The sequence below is a fragment of the Planctomycetaceae bacterium genome, from assembly GCA_041398785.1.
Lineage (GTDB): Bacteria > Planctomycetota > Planctomycetia > Planctomycetales > Planctomycetaceae > JAWKUA01.
The window spans coordinates 88,721-115,700 of the sequence record JAWKUA010000013.1 but is presented as its reverse complement, the minus strand read 5'-3'; the positions used below and the strand labels follow the sequence as shown (position 1 = coordinate 115,700).

General features: G+C 59.5%; 24 protein-coding genes. 21 read left to right on the top strand and 3 right to left on the bottom strand.

The genetic code is table 11. The features are described 5' to 3' along the window. Positions 1–410: 410 nt before the first annotated feature. A complete protein-coding gene (pheA, locus tag R3C19_16090; protein MEZ6061867.1) occupies positions 411–1,595 on the top strand; it encodes a prephenate dehydratase in 1,185 nt (394 codons plus the stop codon). 36 nt (positions 1,596–1,631) lie between these two features. Here the strand turns inward: pheA and R3C19_16085 are convergent, their stop codons facing one another. Genes R3C19_16085 through R3C19_16075 form a run of 3 tightly spaced genes read right to left on the bottom strand, consistent with a single transcriptional unit; the run spans position 1,632 to position 3,775 of the window. Further along, positions 1,632–2,084 carry a glycine cleavage system protein H gene (locus R3C19_16085; GenBank protein MEZ6061866.1) on the bottom strand — a complete coding sequence of 151 codons (453 nt, stop codon included), beginning with the start codon at positions 2,082–2,084 and terminating at the stop codon, positions 1,632–1,634. A gap of 39 nt (positions 2,085–2,123) precedes the next feature. Continuing rightward, on the bottom strand, positions 2,124–3,407 hold the full coding sequence (locus R3C19_16080) for a lactate racemase domain-containing protein (GenBank protein ID MEZ6061865.1): 1,284 nt from the start codon (positions 3,405–3,407) through the stop codon (positions 2,124–2,126). Then, positions 3,407–3,775, bottom strand: a complete 369-nt coding sequence (locus R3C19_16075) for a 4a-hydroxytetrahydrobiopterin dehydratase (protein ID MEZ6061864.1) — start codon at positions 3,773–3,775, stop codon at positions 3,407–3,409. Before R3C19_16075 ends, R3C19_16080 begins: the two co-directional genes overlap by 1 nt. A 323-nt stretch (positions 3,776–4,098) precedes the next feature. Between R3C19_16075 and R3C19_16070 the strand changes: the two genes are divergently transcribed. The 20 genes from R3C19_16070 to R3C19_15975 all read left to right on the top strand — a co-directional run bounded on the left by R3C19_16070 (position 4,099) and on the right by R3C19_15975 (position 26,927). Beyond that, complete coding sequence (locus R3C19_16070; GenBank protein MEZ6061863.1) at positions 4,099–4,989, top strand: NAD(P)-dependent oxidoreductase; 891 nt, start codon at positions 4,099–4,101, stop codon at positions 4,987–4,989. Positions 4,990–5,066: 77 nt separating this feature from the next. Then, on the top strand, positions 5,067–6,341 hold the full coding sequence (locus R3C19_16065) for a VCBS repeat-containing protein (protein MEZ6061862.1): 1,275 nt from the start codon (positions 5,067–5,069) through the stop codon (positions 6,339–6,341). Positions 6,342–6,630: 289 nt separating this feature from the next. Then, positions 6,631–7,848, top strand: coding sequence for a lactate racemase domain-containing protein (locus R3C19_16060; protein MEZ6061861.1), 1,218 nt, complete (start codon positions 6,631–6,633; stop codon positions 7,846–7,848). Positions 7,849–7,861: 13 nt separating this feature from the next. Continuing rightward, positions 7,862–9,358, top strand: coding sequence for a sulfatase (locus R3C19_16055; GenBank protein MEZ6061860.1), 1,497 nt, complete (start codon positions 7,862–7,864; stop codon positions 9,356–9,358). A 209-nt stretch (positions 9,359–9,567) separates the two neighbouring features. Continuing rightward, positions 9,568–11,325 (top strand): alpha/beta hydrolase, encoded by a 1,758-nt coding sequence (locus R3C19_16050; GenBank protein ID MEZ6061859.1) that lies wholly within the window; start codon positions 9,568–9,570, stop codon positions 11,323–11,325. Positions 11,326–11,655: 330 nt separating this feature from the next. Next, on the top strand, positions 11,656–12,888 hold the full coding sequence (locus R3C19_16045; GenBank protein ID MEZ6061858.1) for a beta-ketoacyl-[acyl-carrier-protein] synthase family protein: 1,233 nt from the start codon (positions 11,656–11,658) through the stop codon (positions 12,886–12,888). 47 nt (positions 12,889–12,935) lie between these two features. After that, the gene (locus R3C19_16040; protein ID MEZ6061857.1) at positions 12,936–13,199 is read left to right on the top strand and encodes an acyl carrier protein; all 264 of its coding nucleotides are present in this window, start codon (positions 12,936–12,938) and stop codon (positions 13,197–13,199) included. A gap of 344 nt (positions 13,200–13,543) precedes the next feature. Beyond that, positions 13,544–14,920, top strand: coding sequence for an NAD(P)/FAD-dependent oxidoreductase (locus R3C19_16035; GenBank protein ID MEZ6061856.1), 1,377 nt, complete (start codon positions 13,544–13,546; stop codon positions 14,918–14,920). 178 nt (positions 14,921–15,098) lie between these two features. Then, on the top strand, positions 15,099–15,647 hold the full coding sequence (locus tag R3C19_16030) for a 4Fe-4S binding protein (GenBank protein MEZ6061855.1): 549 nt from the start codon (positions 15,099–15,101) through the stop codon (positions 15,645–15,647). Positions 15,648–15,707: 60 nt separating this feature from the next. Next, the gene (locus tag R3C19_16025) at positions 15,708–16,166 is read left to right on the top strand and encodes a DUF2203 family protein (GenBank protein ID MEZ6061854.1); all 459 of its coding nucleotides are present in this window, start codon (positions 15,708–15,710) and stop codon (positions 16,164–16,166) included. Between the two features lie 3 nt (positions 16,167–16,169). After that, positions 16,170–16,733 carry an NADH-quinone oxidoreductase subunit A gene (locus tag R3C19_16020; GenBank protein ID MEZ6061853.1) on the top strand — a complete coding sequence of 188 codons (564 nt, stop codon included), beginning with the start codon at positions 16,170–16,172 and terminating at the stop codon, positions 16,731–16,733. Positions 16,734–16,829: 96 nt separating this feature from the next. Continuing rightward, the gene (locus tag R3C19_16015; protein MEZ6061852.1) at positions 16,830–17,363 is read left to right on the top strand and encodes an NADH-quinone oxidoreductase subunit C; all 534 of its coding nucleotides are present in this window, start codon (positions 16,830–16,832) and stop codon (positions 17,361–17,363) included. 168 nt (positions 17,364–17,531) lie between these two features. After that, positions 17,532–18,770, top strand: coding sequence for an NADH-quinone oxidoreductase subunit D (locus R3C19_16010; protein MEZ6061851.1), 1,239 nt, complete (start codon positions 17,532–17,534; stop codon positions 18,768–18,770). A gap of 5 nt (positions 18,771–18,775) precedes the next feature. Further along, positions 18,776–19,309 (top strand): DinB family protein, encoded by a 534-nt coding sequence (locus R3C19_16005; protein ID MEZ6061850.1) that lies wholly within the window; start codon positions 18,776–18,778, stop codon positions 19,307–19,309. Positions 19,310–19,333: 24 nt separating this feature from the next. Beyond that, the gene (gene ilvE / locus R3C19_16000) at positions 19,334–20,194 is read left to right on the top strand and encodes a branched-chain-amino-acid transaminase (GenBank protein MEZ6061849.1); all 861 of its coding nucleotides are present in this window, start codon (positions 19,334–19,336) and stop codon (positions 20,192–20,194) included. Positions 20,195–20,337: 143 nt separating this feature from the next. Then, complete coding sequence (tatC, locus tag R3C19_15995) at positions 20,338–21,468, top strand: twin-arginine translocase subunit TatC (protein MEZ6061848.1); 1,131 nt, start codon at positions 20,338–20,340, stop codon at positions 21,466–21,468. Positions 21,469–21,740: 272 nt separating this feature from the next. Continuing rightward, the gene (locus tag R3C19_15990; GenBank protein ID MEZ6061847.1) at positions 21,741–22,892 is read left to right on the top strand and encodes a hypothetical protein; all 1,152 of its coding nucleotides are present in this window, start codon (positions 21,741–21,743) and stop codon (positions 22,890–22,892) included. A gap of 643 nt (positions 22,893–23,535) precedes the next feature. Beyond that, the gene (locus R3C19_15985) at positions 23,536–23,865 is read left to right on the top strand and encodes a DUF997 family protein (protein ID MEZ6061846.1); all 330 of its coding nucleotides are present in this window, start codon (positions 23,536–23,538) and stop codon (positions 23,863–23,865) included. Next, positions 23,862–25,871 carry a hypothetical protein gene (locus tag R3C19_15980; protein MEZ6061845.1) on the top strand — a complete coding sequence of 670 codons (2,010 nt, stop codon included), beginning with the start codon at positions 23,862–23,864 and terminating at the stop codon, positions 25,869–25,871. Before R3C19_15985 ends, R3C19_15980 begins: the two co-directional genes overlap by 4 nt. Before the next feature lie 102 nt (positions 25,872–25,973). After that, the gene (locus tag R3C19_15975) at positions 25,974–26,927 is read left to right on the top strand and encodes a dihydrodipicolinate synthase family protein (protein ID MEZ6061844.1); all 954 of its coding nucleotides are present in this window, start codon (positions 25,974–25,976) and stop codon (positions 26,925–26,927) included. Positions 26,928–26,980: the final 53 nt, after the last annotated feature.

Sequence of the window (26,980 nt, the reverse complement as noted above, 5' to 3'; positions counted from 1 at the left end):
GCATCAGGTGTGCCAATTCGCCTCATGTTTTGTAAGTCTAAGACTGAAAATACTTTACTGGCATGACACCGGACACTTCCGACACGAATGTTGCCAATCTGGCATCCGGTGGGGTGAACTCAATCCAAGTCGACAGTGCCATTGTGGCATTTTTTGATCAATGACTGGTGGTGCCAGATTGGCATGTTCGTGGTGAAGGGACGACGGGCGCGGGGGATCTGCCGGGGGAATTCTCGGCGGACGGTTGGTTCGCGGAGTCGGAAGAGGCCCGCAGCTTGACACTGTGATTGGTCGTCTGTACAAGCTCGACGCATATTCCGCACCAATTCACGTCCGCAATCCCGCCACAGTCCCGCCCTGCCGTTGCCCCGTTTCGGATTCCGATCGTCGGCAGGTTTTCGGAAGTCATTATGGCCACGAAGAAGAAGACCGCACGCAAGATCGTCAGCAGGAAAGTGGCCAAAAAGAAGAAGCCGGCACCTTCGTCCGGCAAGCGGGCGGTTCGGCGGAAAACCGCGGGTTCTTCAAAAGCGAAAAGCCCCGATCAGCGCTTGGCGGAGATCGACCGCAACCTGATCCGTCTGCTGAACGAGCGTGTTTCTACGTTTCTGGAAAAAACAGCCCGATCAGATTCGCCCAATCGAATTGTCTTCGACACTACAGAAGAAACGACGCTGTGGGGGACACTGGCGGAGGTCAGCGGCGGTCCGCTGACGTCTGACGAAATGAAGAGCATCTTTCGCCCGCTGCTGAGTGCGGGGCGGCAGCGAATTCGCAGTGCTCGAGTCGCCTACCTGGGACCGGCGTACAGTTTCACTCATCTGGCCGCGATCAACCGCTTTGGCGAATCATCCGATCTGATTCCCGTCAGTACGATCGCGACGGTATTCGAAGAGGTCAACCGCGGACACGTGGACTTCGGTCTGGTTCCGATTGAAAACAGTACCGACGGTCGAATCGTCGACACGCTCGACATGTTCACTCGCCTGCCTCTGCGAATCTGCGGCGAAGTGCAGATGCATGTTCATCACAATCTGCTGGCCCGCTGCGATCGCAGTGATATCAATGAAATCTACAGCAAGCCGCAGGCACTGTCTCAGTGCCGCGACTGGCTTTCGAAGAACATGCCGCACGCCCGGCTGATTGAAGTCACCAGTACCTCCACCGCCGCTCAACTGGCGCGGGACAAACCAGGAGCGGCGGCGGTGGCCAGCCAGCAGGCGGCGATTCAGTATGCCGTTCCCGTGGTGGCGGACTGTATCGAAGACAACCGCAACAACATCACGCGGTTTGCCGTTATCGGTGACACGATTGCCGATGCCACGGGCGCCGACCGGACGGCGATTCTGCTGCAGATTCCTCACAAGCCCGGATCTTTGTCCGACGCGCTGCAGGTGTTCAAACGCTGCAAGGTCAACCTGACGTGGATTGAATCCTTCCCGCTGCGTTCGCCGGAAGTCGGTTACCTGTTCTTCCTGGACTTTGAAGGACATGTTTCCGACCCGAAGATCAAACGCACGCTTAAGGAACTGGAAGCGCAAGCGGACCGTCTGGAAGTGCTCGGTTCGTATCCCCGCAGTGAACCGCTGAACTGACTTTGGCTGCTGTCAGTGTACGTGCCTGGTGCGTCGTCAGTTCATCTGACCCTTGATGGTCCGCTGAGTATCTTCCCAGCCGGCTTCGAGCACGCCGATGTATTGTTCGGGCGTCAGCAGTTCCGCGTCGGTCTGAAATTCAAACAGCCAGCCCGCTCCGTAGTTGTCGGCGTTGATGCCGGACGGATCGTTCAGCAGGGCTGCGTTGAAGGAAAGCACCGTTCCCGCAGCCGGCGCGTACAGCGCGGAGACGGCCTTCGAACTTTCGACTTCGCCGATTTCCTGCCGATCGCGGACGAGTGTTTCTTCGTCGATCAACCATTCCAGGAAATACACGTCCTGCAGCAGCCGGACCGAATACGCCGTGAAGCCAACGCGAAACGCGCCGTCGGCTGAAGTCTGCAGCCACATGTGTCGTCGGGAGTACAGCCGATCGACGGGAATCACGGCCTTGAACTGGCCCATCATGAAGTGCAGCGGTTCAGTCATCCGGCTCACCCGAATCCATCGTTATGTGTCGGAGGGAATTCAGGCTTCGACGTCGCGCAGACACCCATGCGGATCGACCGGGAAATCGAAGGGTTCGCCGATGAAATCCAGGTCGTCGCGTTCACGGACTTCAGGAAAGTAGGCTTCGGACACTCGCACACGTGTCAGATGCAGCGTGTCTGAAATCTGGATGACGCGGGCGGCTTCCGGTTCGATCAGACCAATTGTCTGCAGCGCGGCTTCGACGGCATCAGCATCGGTCGGCAGAGTGATGGGAATCATGGCGGCTTCGGGATGCAGGCCGGTGATGCAGTTGATGCGAGTCTTCACGTGGTCGATCTGGTCGACGCACTTCTGTGTGGTGAATTCGGTCATTCCGATCCCGGTGCCGTTACCGTGAGTTTCCTCGGTCAGCCCGCGAACGACGATCCGCCGGCAACTGGCGATGTCATTTTCGGTGGCCATGTGGTCGAGATACTTCCGTCCGACGACGTTGGAATCCAGGCCGACTCCGCTGATGTTCTTGCCGATGCGGTCCACGATCAGCACGTCGCATTTCGGAAACGGCAGAATTGGCAGCCAGCGGCACGCCATCTTTAACAGTTCCGGTTCGCGCGATTCGAACGCGTCGGGCTTCACGGCTTCGATCAGAGCCGTTTCGTCGCGAGCATTTTCGATAATCGCCAGGCCGCCGATCACGCGGCAGTCCTGCAGCACTTTTCGGCCGACGGACTGGATGATCTCCGGAAAACTGTGAGTCATGATGCCGCGATGATAGATCTTGGCGCCTTCGTGCTTGCCCAGCCCGATCAGCATCATCTTGTGCAGCCCGGATTCGATCGCTCCCACAAACCGGGTATGAGGCTTGATGCGGCCGACGACCAGCACATGATCGGCCTGGGACGCGTAGCGGTCGAAATGCACGGGCAGGCCGATCGACGACTGAGCCACGATCACCGTTTCCATGGTCGCTCTGATCGGTGCTCCCACGGTGTCTTCCGTGACTCCCAGGCCGCGCAGGACTTCCAGTTGCCCGTCGACGGTACCGCCGCCGTGGCTGCCCATCGCCGGCACAAGAAACGGAACGGCTCCGGCCTGCTTCAGACAGTCGACAGCGCTTCTTAGAATCAGCGCGATGTTGGCCACGCCGCGACTGCCGGCCGTGATGGCCACCGTATCGCCCGGCTTGATCGAAGCGGGAAGGTTCAGCTTCTGAAGTTCGCTGTGAACCGTCGCTGCGATGTCATCGACCTGCGGTGAATCAAACCGCTGCCGGATGTCACACATTCTGGGGAATCGTGCCACGTGAATCTCGTTCTTCATCAGGGGTTCTTAAGGTCAATCGGCAGGTCGTCAATCCTGGCGGCCAGAATAAAGTCGTTCAGCGACAGGCCGCCGATGGCGTGCGTCCAGATTTCGATCGTCAGGTTGCGATATCCGGTCAGATGCAGATCGGGATGGTGTCCCTGCGATTCGGCCACTTCGGCGACCTCCTCGAAGAACCTCATTCCCGCCATGAAATTTCTGACCGTCCAGGACTTCGCAATCCGATCCGGACCGGCCAGCAGTTTCCAGCCGGACAATTCCTGTAACTGTCTTGCGGCTTCGTCGACTGTCAGCTTCGGCACGCCTCCTTCGCAGGGAACACACTTTCCGGTGCGCAGCGATTCGGCGGTGGCTACTTCTTTCATGACATCGTCTCCTGCCGCGAGGAATCTGCGGAACGATGCATGCTGATGGAGTTACCGCCGATCTGCAACTGTCCGCCGGAACGCAGGACGCCTTGCCGGATCGGCACGGACACGGCAGTCAGGAATGCGGAATTCCGTCCGCGGCGGAACCCGATATCGCGGTGCGGCGGATCGACGACGCCAGCGCCGGATACTTCCCGCGAAGATGCGGTTTCCGGACTTGTCGAGCAACACGAAAACGCGACGCTGTGCCGGTTCAAATCCGACGATCTGCACTATATTCACCGGCCTTTCACGGCACGCAGCTACCTTGAGGACGCTCCATGGCTGACCGTCTGACAACTGGAATCATCGGTCTCGGGCTGCTGGGAAGCGTGCTGGCGGAGAAGTTGCTGAGACACGGGACGGATGTCGCGGGCTTCGATACTCGCGAGTCTCAGCGCGAGATGCTGGCGGCTGCCGGAGGCACGGCGTGCGGCTCTCCCGGCGATGTCTTCGAACAATGCGGGACGGTGTTTCTGAGTCTGCCGAACAGTGACATCGTCGCGGCGGTCGTGGACGAAGTCTCGCCGCAATTTGCTTCCGGTCAGATCGTGATTGACACGACGACCGGTGACCCGGAACAGATGATTTCCACTGGCAGGCGGCTCGGCGGTTTTGGTGTGCGGTACATCGAAGCGACGATTGCCGGTTCCAGCAGTCAGCTCCGCAGCGGGACGGCCGTGATGTTTCTTGGCGGATCTGCGGACGCGATTGCTGCGGCGTCGCCGTTGCTGGCGGCTGTCGCCGAACGACGGTTTCACCTTGGCGACGCGGGAGCGGCCTCGCGATTCAAGCTGGTTCACAATCTGGTGCTGGGTTTGCACCGAGCCGTGCTGGCGGAAGGGCTGACGTTCGGCGAAGCACTGGGATTCGCTCCCTCGCAGGTGCTGGAGATTCTGCGGCAGACTCCGGCGGCGTCGGCGGTCATGGAATCCAAGGGCCGTAAAATGGTTGAACGCGACTTTGAGGCTCAGGCAAGACTTTCGCAGCACCTGAAAGACGTTCGGCTGATTCTATCCGAAGCAGGAAAGTACGACGCGGCGACACCGCTCAGCGAACGGCATCGCGAACTGCTGGACCGAGCTGTGGAACTCGGCTACGGTGACGCGGACAACAGTGCCGTGATCGAAGCGTTCCGAAGTCGGTCGAGCGAGAGGCACCGATTGACATAGAATGCCCCGTCGGATGCGGCACGCGTCAATACCAGGAATCATCGTCCACCGATCGCCGTATCGCGGGAAGTGAAGCTATGCAGTCGAATGCTGTTCGGCTTTGTGTTGCGGCAGTGACAGCGGTCACTTTGATGGGCAGCCAGCGCGCGTCCGGTGAGCCTCCGGCGACGAGCGCCGTTTCCTTCACGAAGCTGCAGCTTACGGATCGGTATTACTGCGACGGCATTACGGTCGCGGACATCGACAGTGACGGGAATGTCGATGTCATTGCCGGGCCGTTCTGGTATTCGGGACCGGATTTTCAAACAGCGCACGAGTTCTATGAGGCGGTTCCTCTGCTGCCGGAACCAAGTCCCAGCAACAGCATGTTCAGCTTTGTGCATGACTTCAGCGGGGACGGACGGCCCGACATTCTGGTGCTGGGCCGAGTCCACATGCACGAAGCGAAGTGGTACGAAAACCCGGGCAGCGATGATGCCGGGCTGTGGACCGATCACTTCGCCTTTGAACGCGTTCGCGGCGAATCGCCGGCACTGGTCGATCTTGACGGTAACGGAATTCCTCAGGTGATCTGTCACTGGGACGGTCGCTGGGGATCCATCGAACCGAATCCGCAGCAGCCGACTCAGCCCTGGACGTTCAGGCCGATCGGAGCGAACGAAGACTGGCCGCAGTTCTATCACGGCCAGGGAACCGGCGACGTGAATGCCGACGGCCGCACAGACTTCGTCATCAACGATGGCTGGTACGAACAGCCGGAGGATACGGGCAGTGAAGACTGGAAGTTCCACCGCGGCAGATTTTCGCTCGATCGGGGCGGCGCTCAGATGTTTGTTGACGATGTCGACGGTGACGGTGACCAGGATGTTGTCTCAGCGCTGAATGCTCACGAATGGGGACTTGCATGGTTCGAACAGGTTAAACCGGACGACGGGACTGACGAGAAAGACGACCAACTGCGAACAATCGGTGACCGCGCATTTCGGCAGCACCTGATCATGGGCGACCGGTCGAATGAAGCGACGTTCGGTGTCGCGTTCAGTCAGCCGCACGCCCTGGCCTATGCCGATATTGATGGTGACGGCCACCGGGACATCGTGACCGGAAAACGCCTCTGGGCTCACGGTCCCACGGGCGATGTCGAACCGAATGCCGAACCGGTGTTGTACTGGTTTCGCTGGAGTCGCGATGAAAATGGCGGCGTGCGATTCGTTCCGCAAAAGATCGACGACAGGTCAGGCGTGGGCACGCAACTGACTGTGGCCGACATCAACGCCGACGGCCGAAACGACGTTCTGACCGTATCAAAGCTGGGGACGTTCGTGTTCCTGCAGACCCATCCACACAACTGAACGCAACTTCCGGCGACGCTCTTGTCTCTGTGGACACGTTGTTCGCGTTTGTCCTCGTTCCAGGGCTCCAGTCCTGGAACGCACTGCCAGGAAGGCTCCGCCTTCCCGAACAGAAGCGCACAAAGCACGCGCGGCTTCAGCCAAAGCCCGCTGCAGGGCGTTCCCTGGGCAGCAGCCCCTGAACGAGTCGCCGAGGCGACTCTGCCGCTGCGTCGCAGCAGCCGGGACAACGTCGCGTCGCCTGCTACACTGTGGTCATCAAAACCTGGTTACGTTCTGCTGAAATCTCATGCCTGAAACCACGACACTGCGTTCCGGTACCATCCGAGTTGACTTGTTGCTTGGCGACAATGCGTTCGTTCCGTTCGCATCGTCAGCGGCTGGTGCGGCGATCATCGATGAGGCGCTGGTGGCTCCGCTGGAGCTGCCGCCGCTGAACGACTGCGTTGTGCCGGGGGACCGAGTTGTCATTGTCGCCGACCCGGAAACTCCGCTGCTGCCGGAGATTCTGACATCGGTGTGGGAGCGGCTGGCAGTTGCCATGGGAAGCGAGATTTCCGCCACCATCCTGTTGCCGCCGGACCCGACGGGACGCGACTGGCAGGCGTTTCAGGAACTGCTGCCCGAACATCTGCGACGACAGATTCCCGTCCACATCCACAATCCGGACGATGAAAGCGGGCGCAGCTATCTTGCGAGCTCTGCCGGCGGCGAAAGAATCTACCTGTCGACTCAACTGATTGACGCCGACTTTATAGTCAACGTGGGGATGATCGGGTTCAGCGGTGTTCTTGGCTACGGAGGAACCACCAGCAGCATCTATCCGGCGTTATCTGATGCTGGCGCGATTCGGAGTGCCCGGCGAACCGGGCACATCGAACTGACTCCCGATGACAAGCGTCCGCTGCGCGAACTGGTCGACGAAATCGGCTGGCTGCTGGGACTGCAGTTTGCCGTGCAGATCATTCCCGCGTCGGACGGCGGCGTTGCCCGGGTGATCTCCGGAGCCATCGGTCCGGTGATGCGAGCGGGGCAGACTGCTCTGAACGACAACTGGCGGATCACTCACGATAGCGACGTCGAACTGGTGGTCGTGTCCGTTCCCGGCCAGCGACAGGAATTCGACTGGAAACACATCGGTGCCGCGCTGGCGACAGCTTCGAAGCTGGTGGCGGAGGACGGCCGGATCGTGGTGGTCGCGGATTGCGAAGCCCCGCACGGACCGGGACTGCAGATGCTCCGCCGATGCCGCGAACCGGAGGAATTGCTGCGGCCGCTGAGCCTTGAGCCGCCGGTCGACGCCGTCGAATCCGTGCAGCTGATTCGAGCCCTGCAGCGAGCTCGCGTGTATCTGCTCAGTCACCTGCCGGAGGATCTGGTTGAAGATCTGGGATTGCTCGCGATGTCATCCGCCGGCGAACTTCAGCGTCTGGTGGATTCCGCGGAATCCGTCGCCGTCATCGCCAACGCCAACTACGCCTGGGCAGAAATCCAGGTACCGGTATAACGGGAGTTTACTTGTGATTCGTCAAATCGTGACGACGTTCGCGCTCCTGATTTACGCGGCACGCGTCCTGGCCGCTGACCGTCCGAATGTTGTTCTGTTTATTGCTGACGATGTGAGCTGGAACGATTATGGGTGTTACGGGAATGAAGCCGCTCGGACTCCCAATATCGATTCGCTGGCGGCGACAGGCATTCGCTTCAATAACGCGTTTCTGACGGCCAGCAGTTGCAGCCCGTCTCGCAGCAGCATCATTACCGGGCGGTATCCGCACAACAACGGGAAGGCGGCGGAACTGCACAAGCCGATCTCCGTGCATCTGCCGTGGTTTCCCGAGATTCTGCGAGACGCCGGGTACTACACGGCCTTGTCCGGCAAGCATCACATGACCACCACCAAACCGGCGACCGGTCAGCCACCGCGGCCGGTTCCCTTCGATCATGTGGACAACGGTCGTTCTGATCCGAACTCCGGTGGCCACGCGAATTGGGTGGAAGTCACCAGGCAGCGTCCGCGGGATCGGCCGTTCTTTTTCTGGTTTGCTTCGTACGACGCTCACCGCGACTGGGACGGTGATCAACAGTGGGACACCGATCGCTACGGTGCTGCGCACAGGCCCGATGACGTGATCGTTCCGCCGTTTCTCTCGGACGACGCTCAGACGCGGCAGGACCTGGCGTCGTACTACAACGAAGTCACGCGATTCGACTATTACGTCGGCCAGGTTGTGGAGGAACTGCGACGTCAGGGCCAGCTTGACAACACGCTGATTCTGGTCATGGCGGACAACGGCCGGCCGTTTCCGCGGGCGAAGACCAGGCTGCATGATTCCGGGATGAAAACGGCGCTGGTGGCTCACTGGCCGAACGGTATCACGGACGCCGGAACCGTCAGCGACAGTCTGGTGAGTACGATCGATCTGGCTCCGACGATTCTGAACATTGCCGGCTGCCGGGTTCCGCCGACCGTGAAGGGAGTGTCGATGCAGCCGCTGTTCGCGGACCCGCACGCCACGATTCGCGACTATGTGTTTTCTGAACACAACTGGCACGACTATGAGGCTCACGGTCGCAGTGTGCGGACGAAAGACTTGCTGCTGATCCGCAACTTTCGGACTCAGCAGCCGTGGCAGGGACCGGCGGATTCCGTGCGTTCGCCGTCGCACCAGAATCTGCGAAAGCTGCGACAAAGCGGGGGGCTCACGGCGGCGCAAAGCGACGTCTTTCTGGCACCTCGCCCCGAGGTGGAACTGTACGACACAAAGTCCGATCCGTTTCAACTGCAGAATCTGGCGGGCCGCGCGGACCGTTCTGCCACGCGATCCGAGTTGCTGGCTGTTCTTGAACGCTGGATGGAAGCGACTCACGACAGCGTTCCGGAACAGCTCAGCGTCGACGAATTCGACCGCGAAACCGGCGAACGACTGAAGAACGCTCGGGCTGATCTTGCCACAGGCGTGACTCCGGGCGAAGATCGCGGAGCGGATCACGTCAACGATCCGGGGCCACGGTAGTACGTGATTCGGTAAATCGAAGATGCCGTTCGTCGCTGCTTCTTCGTTCCGGGTCGAAACACAAACCGCAGCCGCCTCGCGAAAATTCACGGACGACGGCTTGTCGCAGCGTCGGCTTTTGCGTTTTGCGTATTAACTTGTCCGGGTTTCAACGATGTCCGGACGTCACACCAGGGCGGAATTCGCTGAATACAGGAGGACGCTCGATTGTGATTCGCACCGCATGGCAAATACTTCTGATTGGGGCGGTAGCGGCCGAATGCTGCTGCATTTGCACAGCGGGCGGGCCGATTCCCACGGTGCGTCGAGCGGCGGATCCGCTGAGCCAGACGTGCCTGATGCCGTTCGCCGGTGATTTCCGAGTGCCCGAAGATGCCGGTTTGCCGGCCGAAACGGTTCACTTCGAAAACGAACTGGGGATCAAACTTCGCGGCTGGTATTTGCCGGCCGAAGGTTCGCAGCAGACCGTCGTGTTCTGCATGGGCAACACCGGCAACATTTCGATCATGCTGCCGTACGCCAGAATCCTGCACGGCGGCGGGTTCGATGTGCTGTTGTTCGATTATCAGGGGTACGGTGAAAGCGAAGGACAGGCGTCGGTTTTTTCGCTGCAGGGTGACGTGCGGAGTGCGTTTGATTTCGTGTCCGCAAAGACGGGCCGGTCGTCCGATCAGATCGGCATGTTTGGCGTCTCGCTGGGATCCGTGCTGGCCATGTCGGTCGCGGCGGAAAAACAGGCCGCCGCGATTGCTGTGGAAGATGTGTTCATCCCCTCGGAAATGCTGGACACCATGCTGGAACAGGATCAGGCGACCAATGCGGCCACGAAAACGATGCTGCGTGCGATGAGTGGTCTGCTGCTGTCCGGCGTCAATCCTCTGGTAACCGTCAAGGGACTGAAGGGGCCGCTGTTTCTGATTCACGGCGTCCATGATCGGCTGTTGCCGCCGTCGGCCACGCTGCGTGTTGCGGAAGCCAGCACGCAGCCGACTCGAGTCTGGATGATGCAGGACACCGGGCACGCTCCGGAATCGCTTGAAGTGAACGAGATCGAATACGCGGCGCAGCTTCAGAAATTCTTCCGGGAAGCCTTCCGCGGCGACGTGAAGGACCCCGCGCTCAGCTACGAGACAAAGCCGGAGGGGAACGAATTCATCGTCCGAGCCACTCTTGAGCCGCCGGCGGGCAGTGACACGGGGCGTTCGCTGCAACTTGCGGTCTGCGATCGCGACGGACGATTTCAGTTTCATCGCTGCACCTGCCGCGAAACGGAAACCTTCGCCTGGAAAGTCCCGTTTCAGCCAACTGACGTGACGGTTGTCGAGTTCTGTGAATGCGATCCCGCCAGCGGCGATGCCTGGCAGCCCCGGCTGTCGGGTTATTCAAAGGCTCTGGCTGACTATCGGTCGCTGGCGGTCGACGTCTTTGGCAGCGAAGAAGAAGCGGAACGGCTGGTTCAATGGCAGGGCAATTCCTTCGTCTGGCGACCCGGCGAGTACCCGTCTCGGGCCGCTGCCACGGTGCGCTCGAAACTGCCGGCCGCATCGGATGTGCCCGCTCGCATTCGTCCCCGATATGCCAGACTTCTGGCAAGACTGCAGTGCTGGCCGGGGTCGGAGCCCGCGGAGTCAGATCAGGACCTGTCGTTCGCCGAGGCAATGCTGGCGTATTGCCCGCCGGATCCGGACGACTACTACGAATTGGGGAATGCTCGCATTGATCTGGGATTCCGGGACGTGGCTGTTGCCCGCGCGCTGTACCGGCTGGCCGAACAGCGGCTGGCGAATGGCCGCGTCGAAGAAGGTCGCGACCTGTTGCGACGCTATCTGCAGGTGCTTCCGGAGTGGAATCGCACCACGCTGAATGAGGAACGGATCTCGAAGATATCGACGGTCGCGGACCTGAAAGCGCGTCCCCGCCGCCTGCGGGGTTTGCAGCAGTCGCAACAACGGGAGGCGGCGCGATGAAGACCTATCGGTGCCGGGATGTTGGACTGTCGCGCGACCGCGACGACGGATTGCGATGAACAGACTGCCGAACTCGTTGCCCGGCCCTGAGAAACCCCGATCGGATGCGGAATGCAGTGCTTGTCAGTGTTCGGGGATCGCGATACTCTGCTGCACTTTTCCACGCGGCGAATCCTGCGTCGGAAGCCGTTGTCCTGGTGTTTCGACCATTCCGCCAGTTGTTCTGGTGATTCGACCTGGGAAGTGCGGCACCGGAGTCCGGGACCCTGATCCTGGTGTCGGAAGATTCGCGCCGCGCGCCTGAAGACTGCGTCCTGATGAGAGTTTGCATTGTCCGATTCTGACCGCATCGTCATCACCGGCATCGGCCTGACAGCTCCCAACGGAAATTCTCCGGGTGAGTTTCGGCGCAGCCTGCTGGAAGGCCGGTCCGGCGTTGTGGACTACACGACGCGATACATGGGCCCGGTCCTGGCGGGCGTCTGCGATTTCGACGAGCTGCGGTATCAGAAACGCCGGGACGTGCGCCGCGGAACTCGAGCCGGTTCGATCGCGATCTATTGCAGCAACGAAGCCGTTCGGGATTCCGGGCTGGACTGGGACAATGTCGCTCGTGACCGAGTCGGCGTGTACCTGGGAATCACCGAACACGGCAATGTCGAGACAGAGAACGAGATCTATGAAATCTCGCAGTTTGGCTACGACACGAAGGTCTGGTCGCATCACCACAATCCTCGCACCGTCGCCAACAATCCGGCGGGCGAAGTCACTCTGAACCTGAAAATCACCGGCCCGCACCTGACCGTCGGAGCCGCGTGTGCCGCCGGGAACGCCGGCTTTATTCAGGCGGCTCAGATGCTGCGGCTGGGTGAGGTCGACCTGGCAATCGCCGGAGGTGTTTCCGAAAGCATTCATACGTTCGGCATCTTTGCCAGCTTTCAGAGCCAGGGAGCTCTGGCGCGGCATGACGACCCCGCGAAAGCCTGCCGCCCGTTTGATGTCGATCGAAACGGCATTGTCGTGGCCGAAGGAGGCGGCATTTGCACGGTGGAAAGGCTGCCCGACGCGCTGGCGCGCGGCGCGAAAATTCATGCCGAAATCATCGGCTGGGCCATGAATTCCGATGCCTCCGACTTCGTCCTGCCCAATCGGACCCGGCAGGCGGAATGCGTCCGGCTGGCTCTGTTGCGAGCCGGCATTTCCGCCGCCGACGTTGACATCGTCAGCAGCCACGCGACCGCGACAGAACAGGGTGACATCGAAGAAGCAAACGCTTTGAGAGAGGTTCTGACGGGAAGCAACGCGGTGGTCAACAACACCAAAAGCTTCATCGGCCATGCCATGGGAGCAGCCGGGGCACTGGAATTGCTGGGCAATCTGCCTTCGTTTGACGATGGTATCGCCCACGCTACAATCAACCTCGACCAGATCGATACACGCTGCGACCTGCCGAATCTTGTGGCCAATCAGCCACGGGATCTGGGAAAAGTGACGTGTATTCTGAATAACTCGTTTGGCATGCTGGGGATCAACTCCGTGCTGATCGTCCGCAGATTCGACTAACAGATGCCGCAGAGATTTGTCGGCTGAGAATTGGCAGGGGGTTTTTGATGACGGGTGAGGAGATCCGAGAGGTCGTTCTGGAAATCCTGGAACGAATTGCTCCCGACGAAGATCTGACCGATCTGAATGACGAAGTTGCGTTCCGCGAACAAATGGAACTCGACAGCATGGACTTCCTGGACATCGTGATGGAGCTGCGAAAGGCGTATCGCGTTCAGATTCCGGAAGAGGACTATACTCATCTGGCAACAATGCACAGCACCGTGTCGTATCTGCGGCCGAAGCTCAAGGATGTTCCTGTGGCAAGCTGACTTCGGTCACTGACAATTGGTATCTGAAGTGCCCCGAAGTATTGCTTCGGGGTTTTTCTTTGTCGTCGGGTAAGAGTGACCGGTTTCGGGGATTCGACAGAGGCAGGGGTCGCCGCGGGACGCTGACCAGCGGCTGACCGCTCCGCCGCCTGATTCCCCGAACGCGGTCAATCCGCGATCATCCCGCGCGTGCGGCAGCGTTCGTTCCGTTTATACTGGCCGCGGCGAACGCTGATACTTGTCGCACTTCTTCATGCCGCGAGCCAGAATACCTCAATTTGACCCGCTCGGGGTATAGATGCCTGAACGCGGCCGGAGCGGATCGCAATTGACAGGACAACAGCGTGAGATACGACACCCTGATAATCGGTGCGGGCATGTCGGGCCTGTCGGCCGGAGTTCGGCTTGCGTATTTCGAAAAGAAGGTGTGCATTCTTGAACGGCACACAACCATCGGTGGTCTGAATTCGTTTTACCGCCTGAGAAATCGCAACTACGACGTCGGCCTGCACGCGATCACAAATTTCGCGCGGCCGGGCAGCAAGACCGGCCCGCTCAGCAAACTGCTGCGGCAACTGCGGATGAAATGGGACGACTTCGACCTGCGGCCGCAACTGCAGTCGTCGATCGTGTTTCCGGGCTGCCGACTGAAGTTCACAAACGACTTCGAACTGTTGTTGTCTCAGGTCTGCGGCGTCTTTCCGAAGCAGATCGATGGCTTCCGCAAACTGCTGCGGCGAATTGACGACCACGATGCGCTGAATCTGGATCGAAAGGCTCAATCGGCCCGCGCTGTCGTCGGCGAACATCTGAGCGATCCTCTGCTGATTGACATGCTGTTTTGTCCGCTGATGTTTTACGGCAGCGCCACGCCGCACGACATGGACTTCAATCAGTTCGTCATCATGTTCAAAAGCATCTTCTATGAGGGCTTCGGACGGCCGTTTGACGGAATTCGCCTGATCCTGAAACGGCTGGTGCGGCACTTCAAGGCTCTGGGCGGAACCCTGAAGCTGCGGGCGGGTGTCAGGGAGATCATCCAGCGAAACGGCCGTGCCGCTGCCGTCGTGCTCGACGATGGAAGCGAGATTGAAGCCGACAACATCCTGTCGTCCGCCGGCGCCGCGGAAACGATGAGACTGGTTGATCCGAGCCGCCCCGCGGCTCGCGCTGTTCCGGGAGACATCTCGTTTGTGGAATCGATTTCCGTGCTGGATACGGAACCGGCTTCGCTGGGACACCGCGACACGATCATCTTCTACAGCGATTCGCTGCCGTTCCGCTACGAACGGCCGAGTGACCCCGTCGATCTTCGCAGCGGTATTATCTGTTCGCCGAATAATTTCGACTATTCCCGGCCGCTGGAAGACGGGCGAGTTCGCATCACCGCTCTGGCCGAACCCGACTACTGGATTCACCTGCCGGAGGAGGAATACCGTCAGCAGAAGGTCCGGTGGAATCACCGGATCATCGAAAGCGCACTGGCGCACATTCCCGATTTTCGACCACACGTCGTCGACACGGACGTGTTCACGCCCCGGACCATTCGTCGATTCACCGGACATCTGAACGGCTGCGTCTACGGCGCGCCGGAAAAGTTCGTCAACGGTCTGACTCCCGTCCGCAATCTTTACCTGTGCGGAACCGATCAGGGATTCCTGGGAATTGTGGGAGCCATGCTGTCAGGAATCACGATCGCCAACCGGTATCTGCTGAAGTAAACCGGGCACGTGACCCTGTTTCGGGAGCTTCTCAATGTCAGGACGCCGTCGGCGCCGCTTGCGTCAACGGAGGTGCCATCTATAATCGCCGCAGGGGCCTGGCAGGGCGGCAACGGCCGTCTGTCATGCCACGAAAACAACGGTGATTTTCTCGTGCTCACATGTGAGACCTCCTCCCATGTTAACCTGGTTTCGAAACGTCTGGACGGCAGTTTCCACAGTCCTGTATGGGATGTGGGTGACGCTGTTCACGATGGGAAAGACCTATAACCGGCAGACGTTTACTCAGGTCTACGAATATCCCGAAGTCCCGCTGAAGGTAAAGCCGCGGTATCGCGGATTTCATCGCTACGACCTGACGACCTGCATCGGCTGCGACAAGTGTGCTCAGGCCTGCCCCGTCGACTGTATCTACATCGACAAGGAGAAGACTCCCGTCGGCAAGGGCTTTCGCCTGAACGGGTTTGCGATCGACTACACGAAGTGCATGTTCTGCGCATTGTGCGTCGAGCCATGTCCGGTTGACTGCATCTTCATGGGATCGAACCACGACCTGAGCTGCTACAGTCGCGACGGCTGCATTGTCGATTACGCGAAGCTGCCTCTGGAAACCGCCTGGGGAAGCGCGACTCTGAATCCCACCGCCGTGGCCGAATCCAAGGTGCTGCACCAGCCGGTCTGGGTGAAGGGCGAAGAAAGTCCGTACGAATTCGCAGGAGCTTCGTGACCGCTTCCGGGCACGGTAGCTTCTGTGCAAATGCCGGAGCTTAACTGACGGGGAATTCCGATGACGGCAGAAGACATCATCCTGACGGTGCAGCAGGTCAATCAGCGGCTGCCGCTGGTTCGGGCGATTGTCCGTGATGTCGTCGGGTTGAAAGCGGATGTCGTCGAACGTCAGTCTCGGCTGCAGGAATTGCGAGACCTTCATCCGGTGTCGGAGTCCGAACAGACTCCCTGGGCCGAGGAAGTCACCGCCATGCAGGACGGACTTGCGGAGGACGAGCTTCGGCTGATCGTGTTCGAATCGGAACTGGAAGACGTCGGAGGCATCCTTGCGGACGCACGTGTCGGTCTGGTGGAATTTGCCTCCGAAATCGACGGGCGGTCTGTTGTGTTAAGCTGGCTGCCTGGCGAATCGGAAGTGTCGTATTGGCGGGAACTGTCAGACGCAATCACCGAACGCAGGCCGCTGCTTCAGGGTGTTGCCGACATGACAGTGCAGGAGTTCCGGGCAGAAACATGACGTTTGCCCGCATTCAGTTGGGACCGGGGACTTGAGATGACGAATCTGGTGGGTCATTTGCTGTTGTTCGGCGGGGCGGTCGTTGTGCTGCTTCTGGTCCCGCTGGTCATCGGACGCTTTGTTCGTCCCAAACTGCCGACGCCGGAAAAGGACGCGATCTATGAATGCGGCGAACCCGCCATCGGGTCCAGCTACATTCAATTCGACCTGCGATTCTATGTGGTGGCTTTGCTGTTCATTGTCTTCGACGTGGAAGTCGCCTTCTTCTTTCCCTGGGCGTCGGTGTACGGCAGCACAATGCAGCTTGCCGACTCAAAGCTTAGCGATACCGCTCGCCAGGAACTCAGTGCCCGCCTGCTGAACGTCGACGTCGCTCACCTGGATTCCGCGAACGTCATCACGCCGGAAGTCGCGACAAATCTCGGACTAATGGGGTTTGTTGACATTCTGGTGTTCTTCGGAGTGCTGCTGGTCGGATTTGCCTACGTCTGGAAACGCGGCGACCTGGACTGGATTCGAGCACTGTCGAAGAAGTCTCAACAGGCCCCCGATCAGACGGCCATGTGACCAAATGTGCGCCAGCGGCACGACGCGATCTTTCGCAACATCGCTGACCGTTACTCCGCCGAACGCAATCCACTGCGACTCAGAAGCCGACAGCCAATGACCATCGAAGAGATCCATTCCATCCTGCTTGAGAAGTTCGGTGAGTCCGTTGTCGGGTCCGCACCGAAGGCCGCCATCGATCCGTGGATCGAAGTGGCCGCCGGCTCCATTGTCGACGTCGCATTATTCGTCCGTGATGATCAGCGGCTGCGTTTCAACCACCTGAATGACCTGTGTGGCGTCGACTATCTGGAACCCGATGAAAAGAAAGCCGCGAAGTTCGGGCATGAGCCTCATGTCGAAGTTGTCTATCAGCTTTCCAGCCTGGAACTGCGGCAGCGTTTGAAACTGAAGGTCATCCTGCCTCGCTGGGAAAATGACAAACCCGGCAGTCTTCCCGAAGTTCCTTCCGTCAGTTCCGTGTGGGGCATCGCAAACTGGCACGAAAGAGAAGCCTACGACCTGGTGGGAATTCGATTCACGGGCCATCCCAACTTTCGCCGAATTCTCTGCCCGGAAGACTGGACGGGCCACGCCTTGCGGAAGGACTATCAATTCCCGCTCGAATACCACGGGGTTCGCGGTCGTTAAGACACCAATCGATGGCCGGTCGGCATCTGCGGGTGGAATGAACGGTCTCGAAACCACCGAACCCGGACCGCGGCGACCACTGCGGCGTGTTCGCAACTCCTGACAACAAACTGCGACAAAGTATTGCGACTGCAGCCCAACTGCGGTTACCAGCCAAGGATCGTTTCCGTGAGCCTGACAATCGAAGATCCCCGCATCGTTGAATTCGACGTGCAGACGGACGAAATGCTGGTCAACATGGGGCCGCAGCATCCCAGCACGCACGGAGTGCTGCGACTGCTTCTGCGAACCGACGGCGAAATCGTTCACGAATGCACGCCACATATCGGTTACCTGCATCGCAGTGCCGAAAAGATCGGCGAGAACCTCGCGCCGCCGCAGTGGATTCCCTACACGGACCGCATGGATTACCTGGCGGCCATGAACATGAACCTCGGGTTCGCGCTGGCTGTGGAAAAGCTGATCGGGATGGAAGTCAGCCCGAAGGCAATGCACCTGCGAGTGCTGATCGCGGAACTGAGCCGCATCGCCAGCCATCTGGTCGGGATGGGAGCCTACGGTCTGGACCTGGGAACATTCAGCCCGTTCCTGTACGCATTCCGCGAACGCGAGATCATTCTGGACTTCTTCGAAGAAATCTGCGGCGCTCGTCTGACCTGCAGTTATCTCACGGTCGGCGGCGCGACGCATGACCTTCCGGAAGAAATCGAAATGCCCGAAGGCCTGGCGGCACTGACGAAAAGCCGGCGAGGAGAACGACTGCCGCTTCTGGAAGCCGTGGAGTTGTTTCTGCAATGGCTGGAAAAACGCATTCGGGAATATCACACCCTGTTGACTCGCAACGCCATCTTCATCAGCCGCACGGCCGGGATTGGATTGCTGTCGCCGGAGATGGCGGTCAGCTACGGCTGCACCGGACCAGTTCTTCGCGGCAGCGGAGTCAATTTCGACCTGCGCCGCGACGGCGAACCGATCTATACCCGCATGTATGAAGGCTATGACTTTGAAATTCCCGTGGCGCCGTTCCGCGACGCTCCCCGCGAAGTCGTGACGGGTGACAACTGGTGCCGCTTCTATGTTCGCATGCTGGAAGTCGTGCAGGCCATTCGTCTGGTGCGTCAGGCGATTCCAAAATATCAGTCGGCAGAAGGCAGCCATCGCGAACCGTTCAAGATGAACACGAAGCTTCCAAAGGACGAGGTCTATCTGGAAACCGAATGCCCGCGCGGGCAGATGGGGTTCTATGTCGTCGGAAACGGAAACGCGGAACCGCTTCGAGCCCGTGCGAAAAGTTCGTGCTTCTGCAACCTGTCCGTCACGGACAAGCTGTGCGAAGGCGTTCCGCTGGCGGACGTCCCGGCCGTCGTCGGCTCGCTGGATATCGTCATGGGCGAGATTGATCGCTGACCGCAGTGTCCGCCGCTTCTGATGCCGATGCTGACTGGCCTGCGATTCTAAAGGCGGAGTGGATTCATCTGCTGAATCAGTCGCTCGCCCGCATCCGGCACTGTGTCGCCCAACTGGACGAATCGCAGCTCTGGTGGCGACCCGCCGAAGACCTGAATTCCGTGGGAAACCTGCTGCTTCACGTGACCGGCAATCTTCAGCAATGGGCCGTTGACGGAATTCTGCGGCGGTCGAGTCAGCGACAGCGGCAGCAGGAATTTCTCGCCGACGGGACGCATTCGGGCGAACAACTGCTGCACGAACTGCGTCGTGTTGTTGCGGCTGCCGTTTCGGTCATTTCAGAAACCGGCGTCGCGGAACTGTCAGCCGACAGATCGATTCAGGGCTTTCAGACAACGGTTCTGGGCGCGCTGATGCACACGGTGTCGCACCTTGTCGGACATACTCACCAAATTGTCCTGCTGACACGGATGCAGCTTGGCACCGGTTACCGATATCATTGGACGCCTGAAATGCCGCGGACGGGTGTTCCGCTTTAAAGAATTGCAACGTCGAGGAAGTTCATGTCACGTCAGGTTTACATTTCCGGTCGGCTGGTTCCCGCTGAGCAGGCGGTGGTCAGCGTGTTCGACCACGGCCTGCTGTACGGAGACGGCGTTTTCGAGGGAATCCGGGTTTACGGCCGGCGCGTGTTTCTGCTGCGGGAACACATCGAGCGCCTTTACGAAAGTGCTCTGGCCATTCGGTTGCAGATACCCATGTCGCCGGAAGAAATGACGAAAGCGGTCGAAGACACGGTCGCGGCGAACGACATCGACGACGGCTACGTCCGGCTTGTCGTCACTCGCGGCGCGGGAACTCTGGGGCTGGATATTCGCCGGACCAGCGATCCGCGCGTGATCATCATCGCGGATACCATTTCCCTGTATCCGCAGGAAATCTACGACAACGGCATGGCTCTGATTACGGCCAGCACGATTCGAAATCACTCCGCTGCGCTCAGTCCGCGAATCAAGTCGCTGAATTATCTCAACAACATCATGGCCAAGATCGAAGGCACGGACGCCGGGACCGTCGAAGCGCTGATGCTGAACGCTCAGGGCGAAGTGGCCGAATGCACGGGCGACAACATCTTCATCGTCAAGCAGGGAGTGCTGAAGACTCCGCCGCCCGAAGCCGGAATCCTGGAAGGAATCACTCGCAACGCCGTCATAAAACTGGCTCGCGAAGCCGGCCTGGAAGTTCGCGAGACACCGCTGCTGAGACACGACATCTTTGTTGCCGACGAGTGTTTTCTGACGGGAACCGCAGCGGAAGTCATCGCCGTGGTCAGTCTGGATGGTCGCACGATCGGCGATGGCAGGCCCGGACCGGTAACTCAGGATCTGCTGGAGCGGTTCCGTCAACTGACCCGCGCGACGTAACGGCTTCACCGCTTCACGACGATCGGATCGTCACACCAGGCTCGCCTCACGATAGCGCGATCCCGCAGGACTTACCAGCCACGTAAACATCCAAAGCTGCCAACTGCGGCCGGAACCTGGTTCCGCTGCATCGGAAAGCGAAAATGGCCCGCAACCGAGATCTCTTCGACGATACCACGATGTCGTTCGGCGAACACCTGGAAGTGTTGCGCGTTCACGTCTGGAAGTCGCTGATCGGTGTCACAATTGCGGTCTGTGTCTGCCTGCTGTTCGGCGATCGAATCATCGGAGTGCTGCGCAAGCCGATCACCGAAGCGCTGATGCAGAGTGAAAAGCCGCCGGAACTAAACGACGATGTCTCCAATGTGAACTTCCTGGAATTCCTGAAGAGCCTCTTTTCGGGGAAGAAGAACGAGGAGGAGGAGTCTTCCGGCGACGACTCCGACACGATCGAACCAGCTCTGGCGGAAGATGAAGTCGTCGTCCAGATTCCGGTCAACAGTCTGCTGAAGGCACTTCGCTCCGCAGTACCGGAACTGATTCCGGAACCGGCGAGCGACGCGGGCACCGGAACCGACGCGGCTGCGGGATCGCCGCCGGCGAACGGCACATCGGAGACTGCTCCGGTTCAGACTCCGACAGTCCCGCTGATCATCAAAGCTCCGGAATTCGCCCAGTTCCGTCGCACCAGCGAACGCTTCAATCAGCCTGTCACGTTCAAGGTCGAAGAAGCGTTTATGGCGTACGTGAAGGTGAGCGTGATCGCAGGATTCGTGCTGGCGTCTCCGTGGGTCTTTTATCAAATCTGGCTGTTTGTGGCCGCCGGCCTGTATCCGCACGAACGCAAGTACGTACACATCTATCTGCCCATGAGCCTTGGGCTGTTCATCACCGGGGCTCTGTTCTGCTTTCACTTCGTGTTTCCGCTCGTGCTTGGTTTTCTGATCAGTTTCAACGACTGGATCGGAACGACACTGCAGCCGCGGCTGTCGGAGTACATCAGCCTCGCTTTGATGCTGCCCCTGATGTTCGGAATCAGTTTCCAGTTGCCGCTGGCCATGCTGTTTCTGGATCGGCTGGGGATCTTTTCGGTTGAGGGCTACAGGACCAACCGTCGCATGGCGATCCTGGTGATTGCCGTACTGTCGATGATTCTCACGCCCGCCGATCCGACCAGCATGCTGCTGATGATGTTTCCGCTGATCATTCTGTACGAAGCGGGAATTCATCTGTGCCGCTTCCAGCTCACCGGCGACCGCGACCCTCTGAAGTGACGCGTCAGACGGACCCTGCCAATTCTGCAGTGCCGTCCGCAAATGTGGTGACAGCGTGTTTTCACCCCTCTGAAAGCGGCAGCTGCGCCGGATGCTTCAGACCTGACGATTGTGCGGCTGTCCGGGTGCCTGGATTTTCAGATCACAGGCGATCAGTGCCGGATCGCAACCTATGTTTCGAGAGTGCAACGCGGCCGGCCCACCGACGTCCGCGCCGACGCATCGAATCATTCGATTGTCCCTTCGAACCGATCGACCAGCAGGCAGGTGTCATGTCCGTCGAAACCAGCGTTCCCGCATCGCCGTCCGCCGAGCAGCGTGGTCCGGCACGCGCACCTCGCCGAGGACAGCAGGTCTGTCCGCGCTGCCAGTCTGTGGAATCGTGGGGGCTGTCTTCGTGGTGTCCGACCTGTGGCTATTATCCGTCGGTCGACAAGAACGCGATGAAGGACACCACCTGGAAGGAACGAATCGTTTCGGAAGAGGAAGAAGAAGCGGCGCGTCCGTCCGGGTTTCAGGCGGTTCCCGTCTGGTTCTGGCTGCTGATGACGGGCGTTGGCGTGATTATTATTTCCGGCCTGATCATCCACGCGACCTGGCCGTCCGCCGACGGTCCGCGGGGAACCATCGCACTTGCGGAACTGATTCTCGGACTGGTCTCGTTTCTGATCGGTCATGGAATCGCCAGCTACCACGCCATGAAGGTGGACCCGCGAGTCAACATGGCTGACGTGCTGATTTCGTGGTTCAACGTCTGGCAGAACACGATCGCTGATCTGCCGGCGTCGTGTCCGCGAGTTTTCGGGATCATCTGGGGACTGTGTTCGATGTTCACAGCCGTTGTCGTGATCGGAGGCATCGACTATTCCGCGCCGTTTCGGGTCGAAGGAGCACCGAACCGTTCTCCGTCAGCCTCACAGGTCATCGGCGCCGTGGCCGATACCGCTCGTGCGCAGGCCGACGAAAATCTGACGATGGACGAGTCACTGCGGCAGCTTGACGATCCGGATTCCATGACCGCCGGCGCCGCTGCTCTGAATCGCGGAATGCTGCAGAACCCTGCCGAAGAAGACCTGGGAACAAAGCGGTTCGCCGACAAGATGCATTGTGTCGTCTACGGTCTTCGCACAGACAGCCGGAACGTTCCCAACGCCCTGCTGTTTGCCGGCAACACGATCGGCAGCGATCAGCACATTGCGACGATCTCCGCAGACGACATGCCGCGCGACGACTTCTTTAAGATCGTCACACGACTGCAGTCATCCACACGCAAGAAGCCCGTGGTCCAGTCACCAATTAACGCGGTCTGGGTTGAGCCCGGCGTGATGTGTCGACTGACCTATGATTCGGTGGCCGGCAACGGTGAACTCGTCAATCCTCAGTTCGGCGGCGTGATCGTGAACCAGCCGGGTCGCCATCGCTGATCGCGGAAGCTTTCTCTGAGTCCCGTCGTACACGCCTGTGAATGATCCGGGTTTGGGAGGGCGAGGCTCCCGCCGAGCCGCGTGTGCCACAGAACGTCCGATCCGGCAGCGGTTCGGCAGGAGCCTCGTCCTCCCCACAGCAGCGCAGCCCCGACGACAGCGCAATCCCGATGACAGCGCCCTCACGAAGCGCGGCAGATGGCAGCAGCCGTCCCATTCATCAATACTCGGCTGAAAGATCACTGAACGCCGATGGCGTCAGCGCGTGGAACTTCCATGCGGCCAGGAACCGCCGGGCTCAGTTCCGATCGACGCGCAACTCTTCGTCGACTTGTCATTTGGCGGGCTTTGCGACAACATTGGTCGTCAGGACACATGTGCTGACTCACTGGCGCTCGATCACACCGCCGTGACGTGCGTCGCATCGAAGTTCCGCTGGTTGTGACTCGCCGGATTCAGCACGGTCGCTGTTTCGGAAACCGAGTTACCGCGTCCGGTTATTCAGACACGCGACAACCATGGATGGAATATTTCGAATTCGGCACTCAGCGCGAATCCTGCACGTGCGGACCATGGCACCGGACACGACAGCGTGCCGGTTGCGGTGCCACGTTCGAAACTTGAAACTCGAAAGTCGTCATTCGTGAGCGATCTCACCCCGGAACAACTTGCAGAGTACGAACCCGATCCGATCTTCGTCAGCAGCCGCCGCGAAGCGAAGTGGATTCTGCTGATGTGGATCGCCTGCCTGATCTGGACGATGGCCATTTGCGACACCTTCGGTTACCCGAAGGCTGTCAATCCGGATGAATTCCCGCTGGTACTGGGCATTCCCATGTGGGTTGCCGTGGGCATCGTGTTTCCGTGGCTTGTGGCGAACGCGGTCACGATCTGGTTCTGTCTGGCCTACATGCAGGACTGCGACCTGCAGGAACCCGTTTCGGACGAAAACGCGTCGAAGGAAACAGCATGACGGAAACCGTCGCGGATTGCATGACCACCGTACCAATGCTCGCAATAACCGATTCTCCCGCCCTGATCACGTTTCTGATCTACATGCTGGCGGTCTTCGGGCTGGCGGCGATTTCCAGCCGGCTGCTGCAGACTCGCAGTTTTCTCAGTGAGTATTTTCTGGGAAGCCGCAGCTTGGGTGTCTGGGCGCTCGCACTGACGTTTGCCGCGACAAGTGCATCGGGAGGTTCGTTTACCGGCTTTCCTTCGCTGATCTACACACACGGCTGGGTGCTGGCGCTGTGGATTTCCAGCTACATGATCTTCCCACTGTGTACGATGGGATTTCTCGGCAAGCGGCTGAACCAGGTGGCTCGCAAGACAGACGCCATCACAGTCCCCGACATTCTGCGCGATCGTTTCGGAAGCCCGTTTTTCGGATTGCTGTCGACGACTCTGATTGTGTTCTTCATGTGCGTGAATCTGGTCGGCCAGTTCAAGGCCGGCAGCGTGATTCTGAAAACGCTGGTGAAGGACGTCGACATGTACCACGCGGGAGTTCAGGCGACCGCCGAACTGACTCGCAGTGTTTCGCTTTTTCAGGGCGTGGATGCTGGATATCTGTTGTGTCTGGTTGTCTTTGGAATTTCCGTCATCGCCTACACGACGTGGGGCGGATTTCATGCGGTCGTCTGGACGGATGTCATGCAGGGAATCGTGATGGTGGCCGGCGTTGTCATCATGCTGCCGCTGGTGCTTAGTCAGGTCGGCGGACTGGAAAACGCCACAAGGCAGATAGCCGGCATGGTGCCGCCGAATTATGCAGTGATTGAACTGGAACGGGCGACGGACGCCGCCGTGGTTCCAAAGGGAACGTGGCTGCAGTCATCGGAAGACGGAGAGCTGCGAATCTTTCGCACACGCAGTATCGTCGATTTCGCAAAGGAAGAACTCACTGACGCTGAGCAGGAACTCTACAAGGAATTCAACCGCCAGCGGGACCCCGGCACGCATCTGGTGCGCGTGATCGAAATTGTGGATTCCGGCGACCGTGACCGAATCCTTGATGAAGGCAGCGGTATTCAGTTCGCGTCGTCGGCGACGGTGCGGGAAATCGTGGATTCGCAGCCGCCCGCTTTTCCGGGACACAGTGGACAGCCGGGCGCCTTCGTCACAGCGCCGGGGCCGCATGTCAGCAACGCACTGGGATTTCTGCCGCTTAGCCTGGCGTTTTCGTTCTTCTTCCAGTGGGCGATCTCCGGAACCGGCCAGCCTCAACTGATGGTGCGGCTGATGGCGTTCAACAGTACAAAGACTCTTCGCATGTCGATCATCACGGTCGCCATCTATTTTTCGCTGATCTACTTTCCGCTGGTGATCATCTTCTGCTGTGCTCGAATTCTGCTGCCGGGAATGGAATACGAATCGGACAGCGTCATGCCTCAACTGGCCGTCACTCTGACCAGCAACGCGGGAGCACCGTGGCTGGCGGGACTGCTGGTGGCGGCGCCGTTTGCCGCCGTCATGTCGACCGTGGACAGCTTTCTGCTGATGATTTCTTCGTCCGTTGTCCGCGACATCTATCAGCGAAACATCAACCCGAATGCTTCGGAACAGAGCATCAAACGCATGAGTTACTGCTGTACGCTGGTGGTGGGAGCCGGAGTTGTGCTGGCCGCAATGAACCCGCCTCAGTATCTGCAGAACATCATTGTCTATTGTGGCAGCGGTCTGGCGGCCTGCTTCCTGGCGCCAGTTGTGCTCGCGATCTACTGGCCTCGTGTTACCGGCGCCGGAGCGATTGCCAGCATGCTGGCCGGGTTCCTGTCGCACCTGTCGCTGTACGTCGCCGGCTGGTTCGAGCACAACGACTTCAGTGTCCCCATCCAGCTGCTCAATCTTGATCCTGTTGTGATAAGCATTGCGACGTCATTTCTCGCTGGCTTCGCCGTGACGCTGCTTACGCCGAAGCCGTCACAGGCTCTGGTCCTGAAGTACTTCTATCAACGGCGAGCCACAGACGTCTGACCACGCGGCGCCACGCCGGAAGTGATGTCAGGCCCGCTTCAGACCAGCGCTTTTCCTGTCAGGCCGCCGGGACGAAATTCCGCGGTACGGAATCAGGTTACCATGAGCGACACCGAGTTTTTTTCTGTTCCGGAAATCCTCCGAAGCCGACGAATCACCGGCATGTCGGCCGTGCTGCTGCCTTTGACCTCCGGCGGCGATCCGGACTGGGACGCCTTCGAAGCTCACGTGCACAGAACTCTGGATGCGTCGCTGATTCCCGCCGTCAACATGGACACGGGCTATGTCAATCTGCTCGACGACGCCACGAAGGCCGAAGTTCTGAAACGCACCGGACGGATAGCATCAGGTCGGGAGTTTGTCGCGGGCACGTTCGTCGCCGATCGTCCCGGCGATCCGTTCAACATCAGTGCCTATGCCCGCGGCATTGAACAGATTCGGCAGGCCGGCGGAATTCCCGTCATCTTTCAGTCCCACGGGCTGACGGAACAGAACGACGACGAAATCATCGCGGCCTATCGGTCGATCGGCGAACTCTGCGAAACGTTCATTGCGTTTGAACTGGGAACGATGTTCGCACCGTTCGGCAGGATTTATTCGCTGGACGTATATCGCGGACTGCTGGAAATCAATGCGTGCGTCGGAGCCAAGCATTCCTCTCTGCAGCGCGTGCCCGAATGGCAGCGTCTGGCTCTGCGAAACCAGGTGCGACCCGACTTCAGGGTCCTGACGGGAAATGACCTGGCGATCGATATGGTGATGTACGGCAGCGACTATCTGCTGGGACTCAGCAGCTTTGCGCCGGACCTGTTTGCGAAGCGAGACGCGATGTGGGCCTGCGGAGATCCGGCGTTTCACCAGTTGAACGATGTGTTGCAGTACCTTGGCTTCTTCGCGTTTCGAAATCCGGTTCCGGCTTACAAACATTCCTGCGCGCAATTTCTGCACCTGCGAGGAATGATCCGCAGCGACCGGACTCACCCGGAGTCGCCGTCGCGCCCCGACAGCGACATCCCCGTGCTGCGGGAGATTCTGCGGCAGTTGGAAGAGCTGTGAACTTCCCGCCGGTGTCATGACGCGTGCCCTCCAGCAATGTTGCTGCGCTTTCG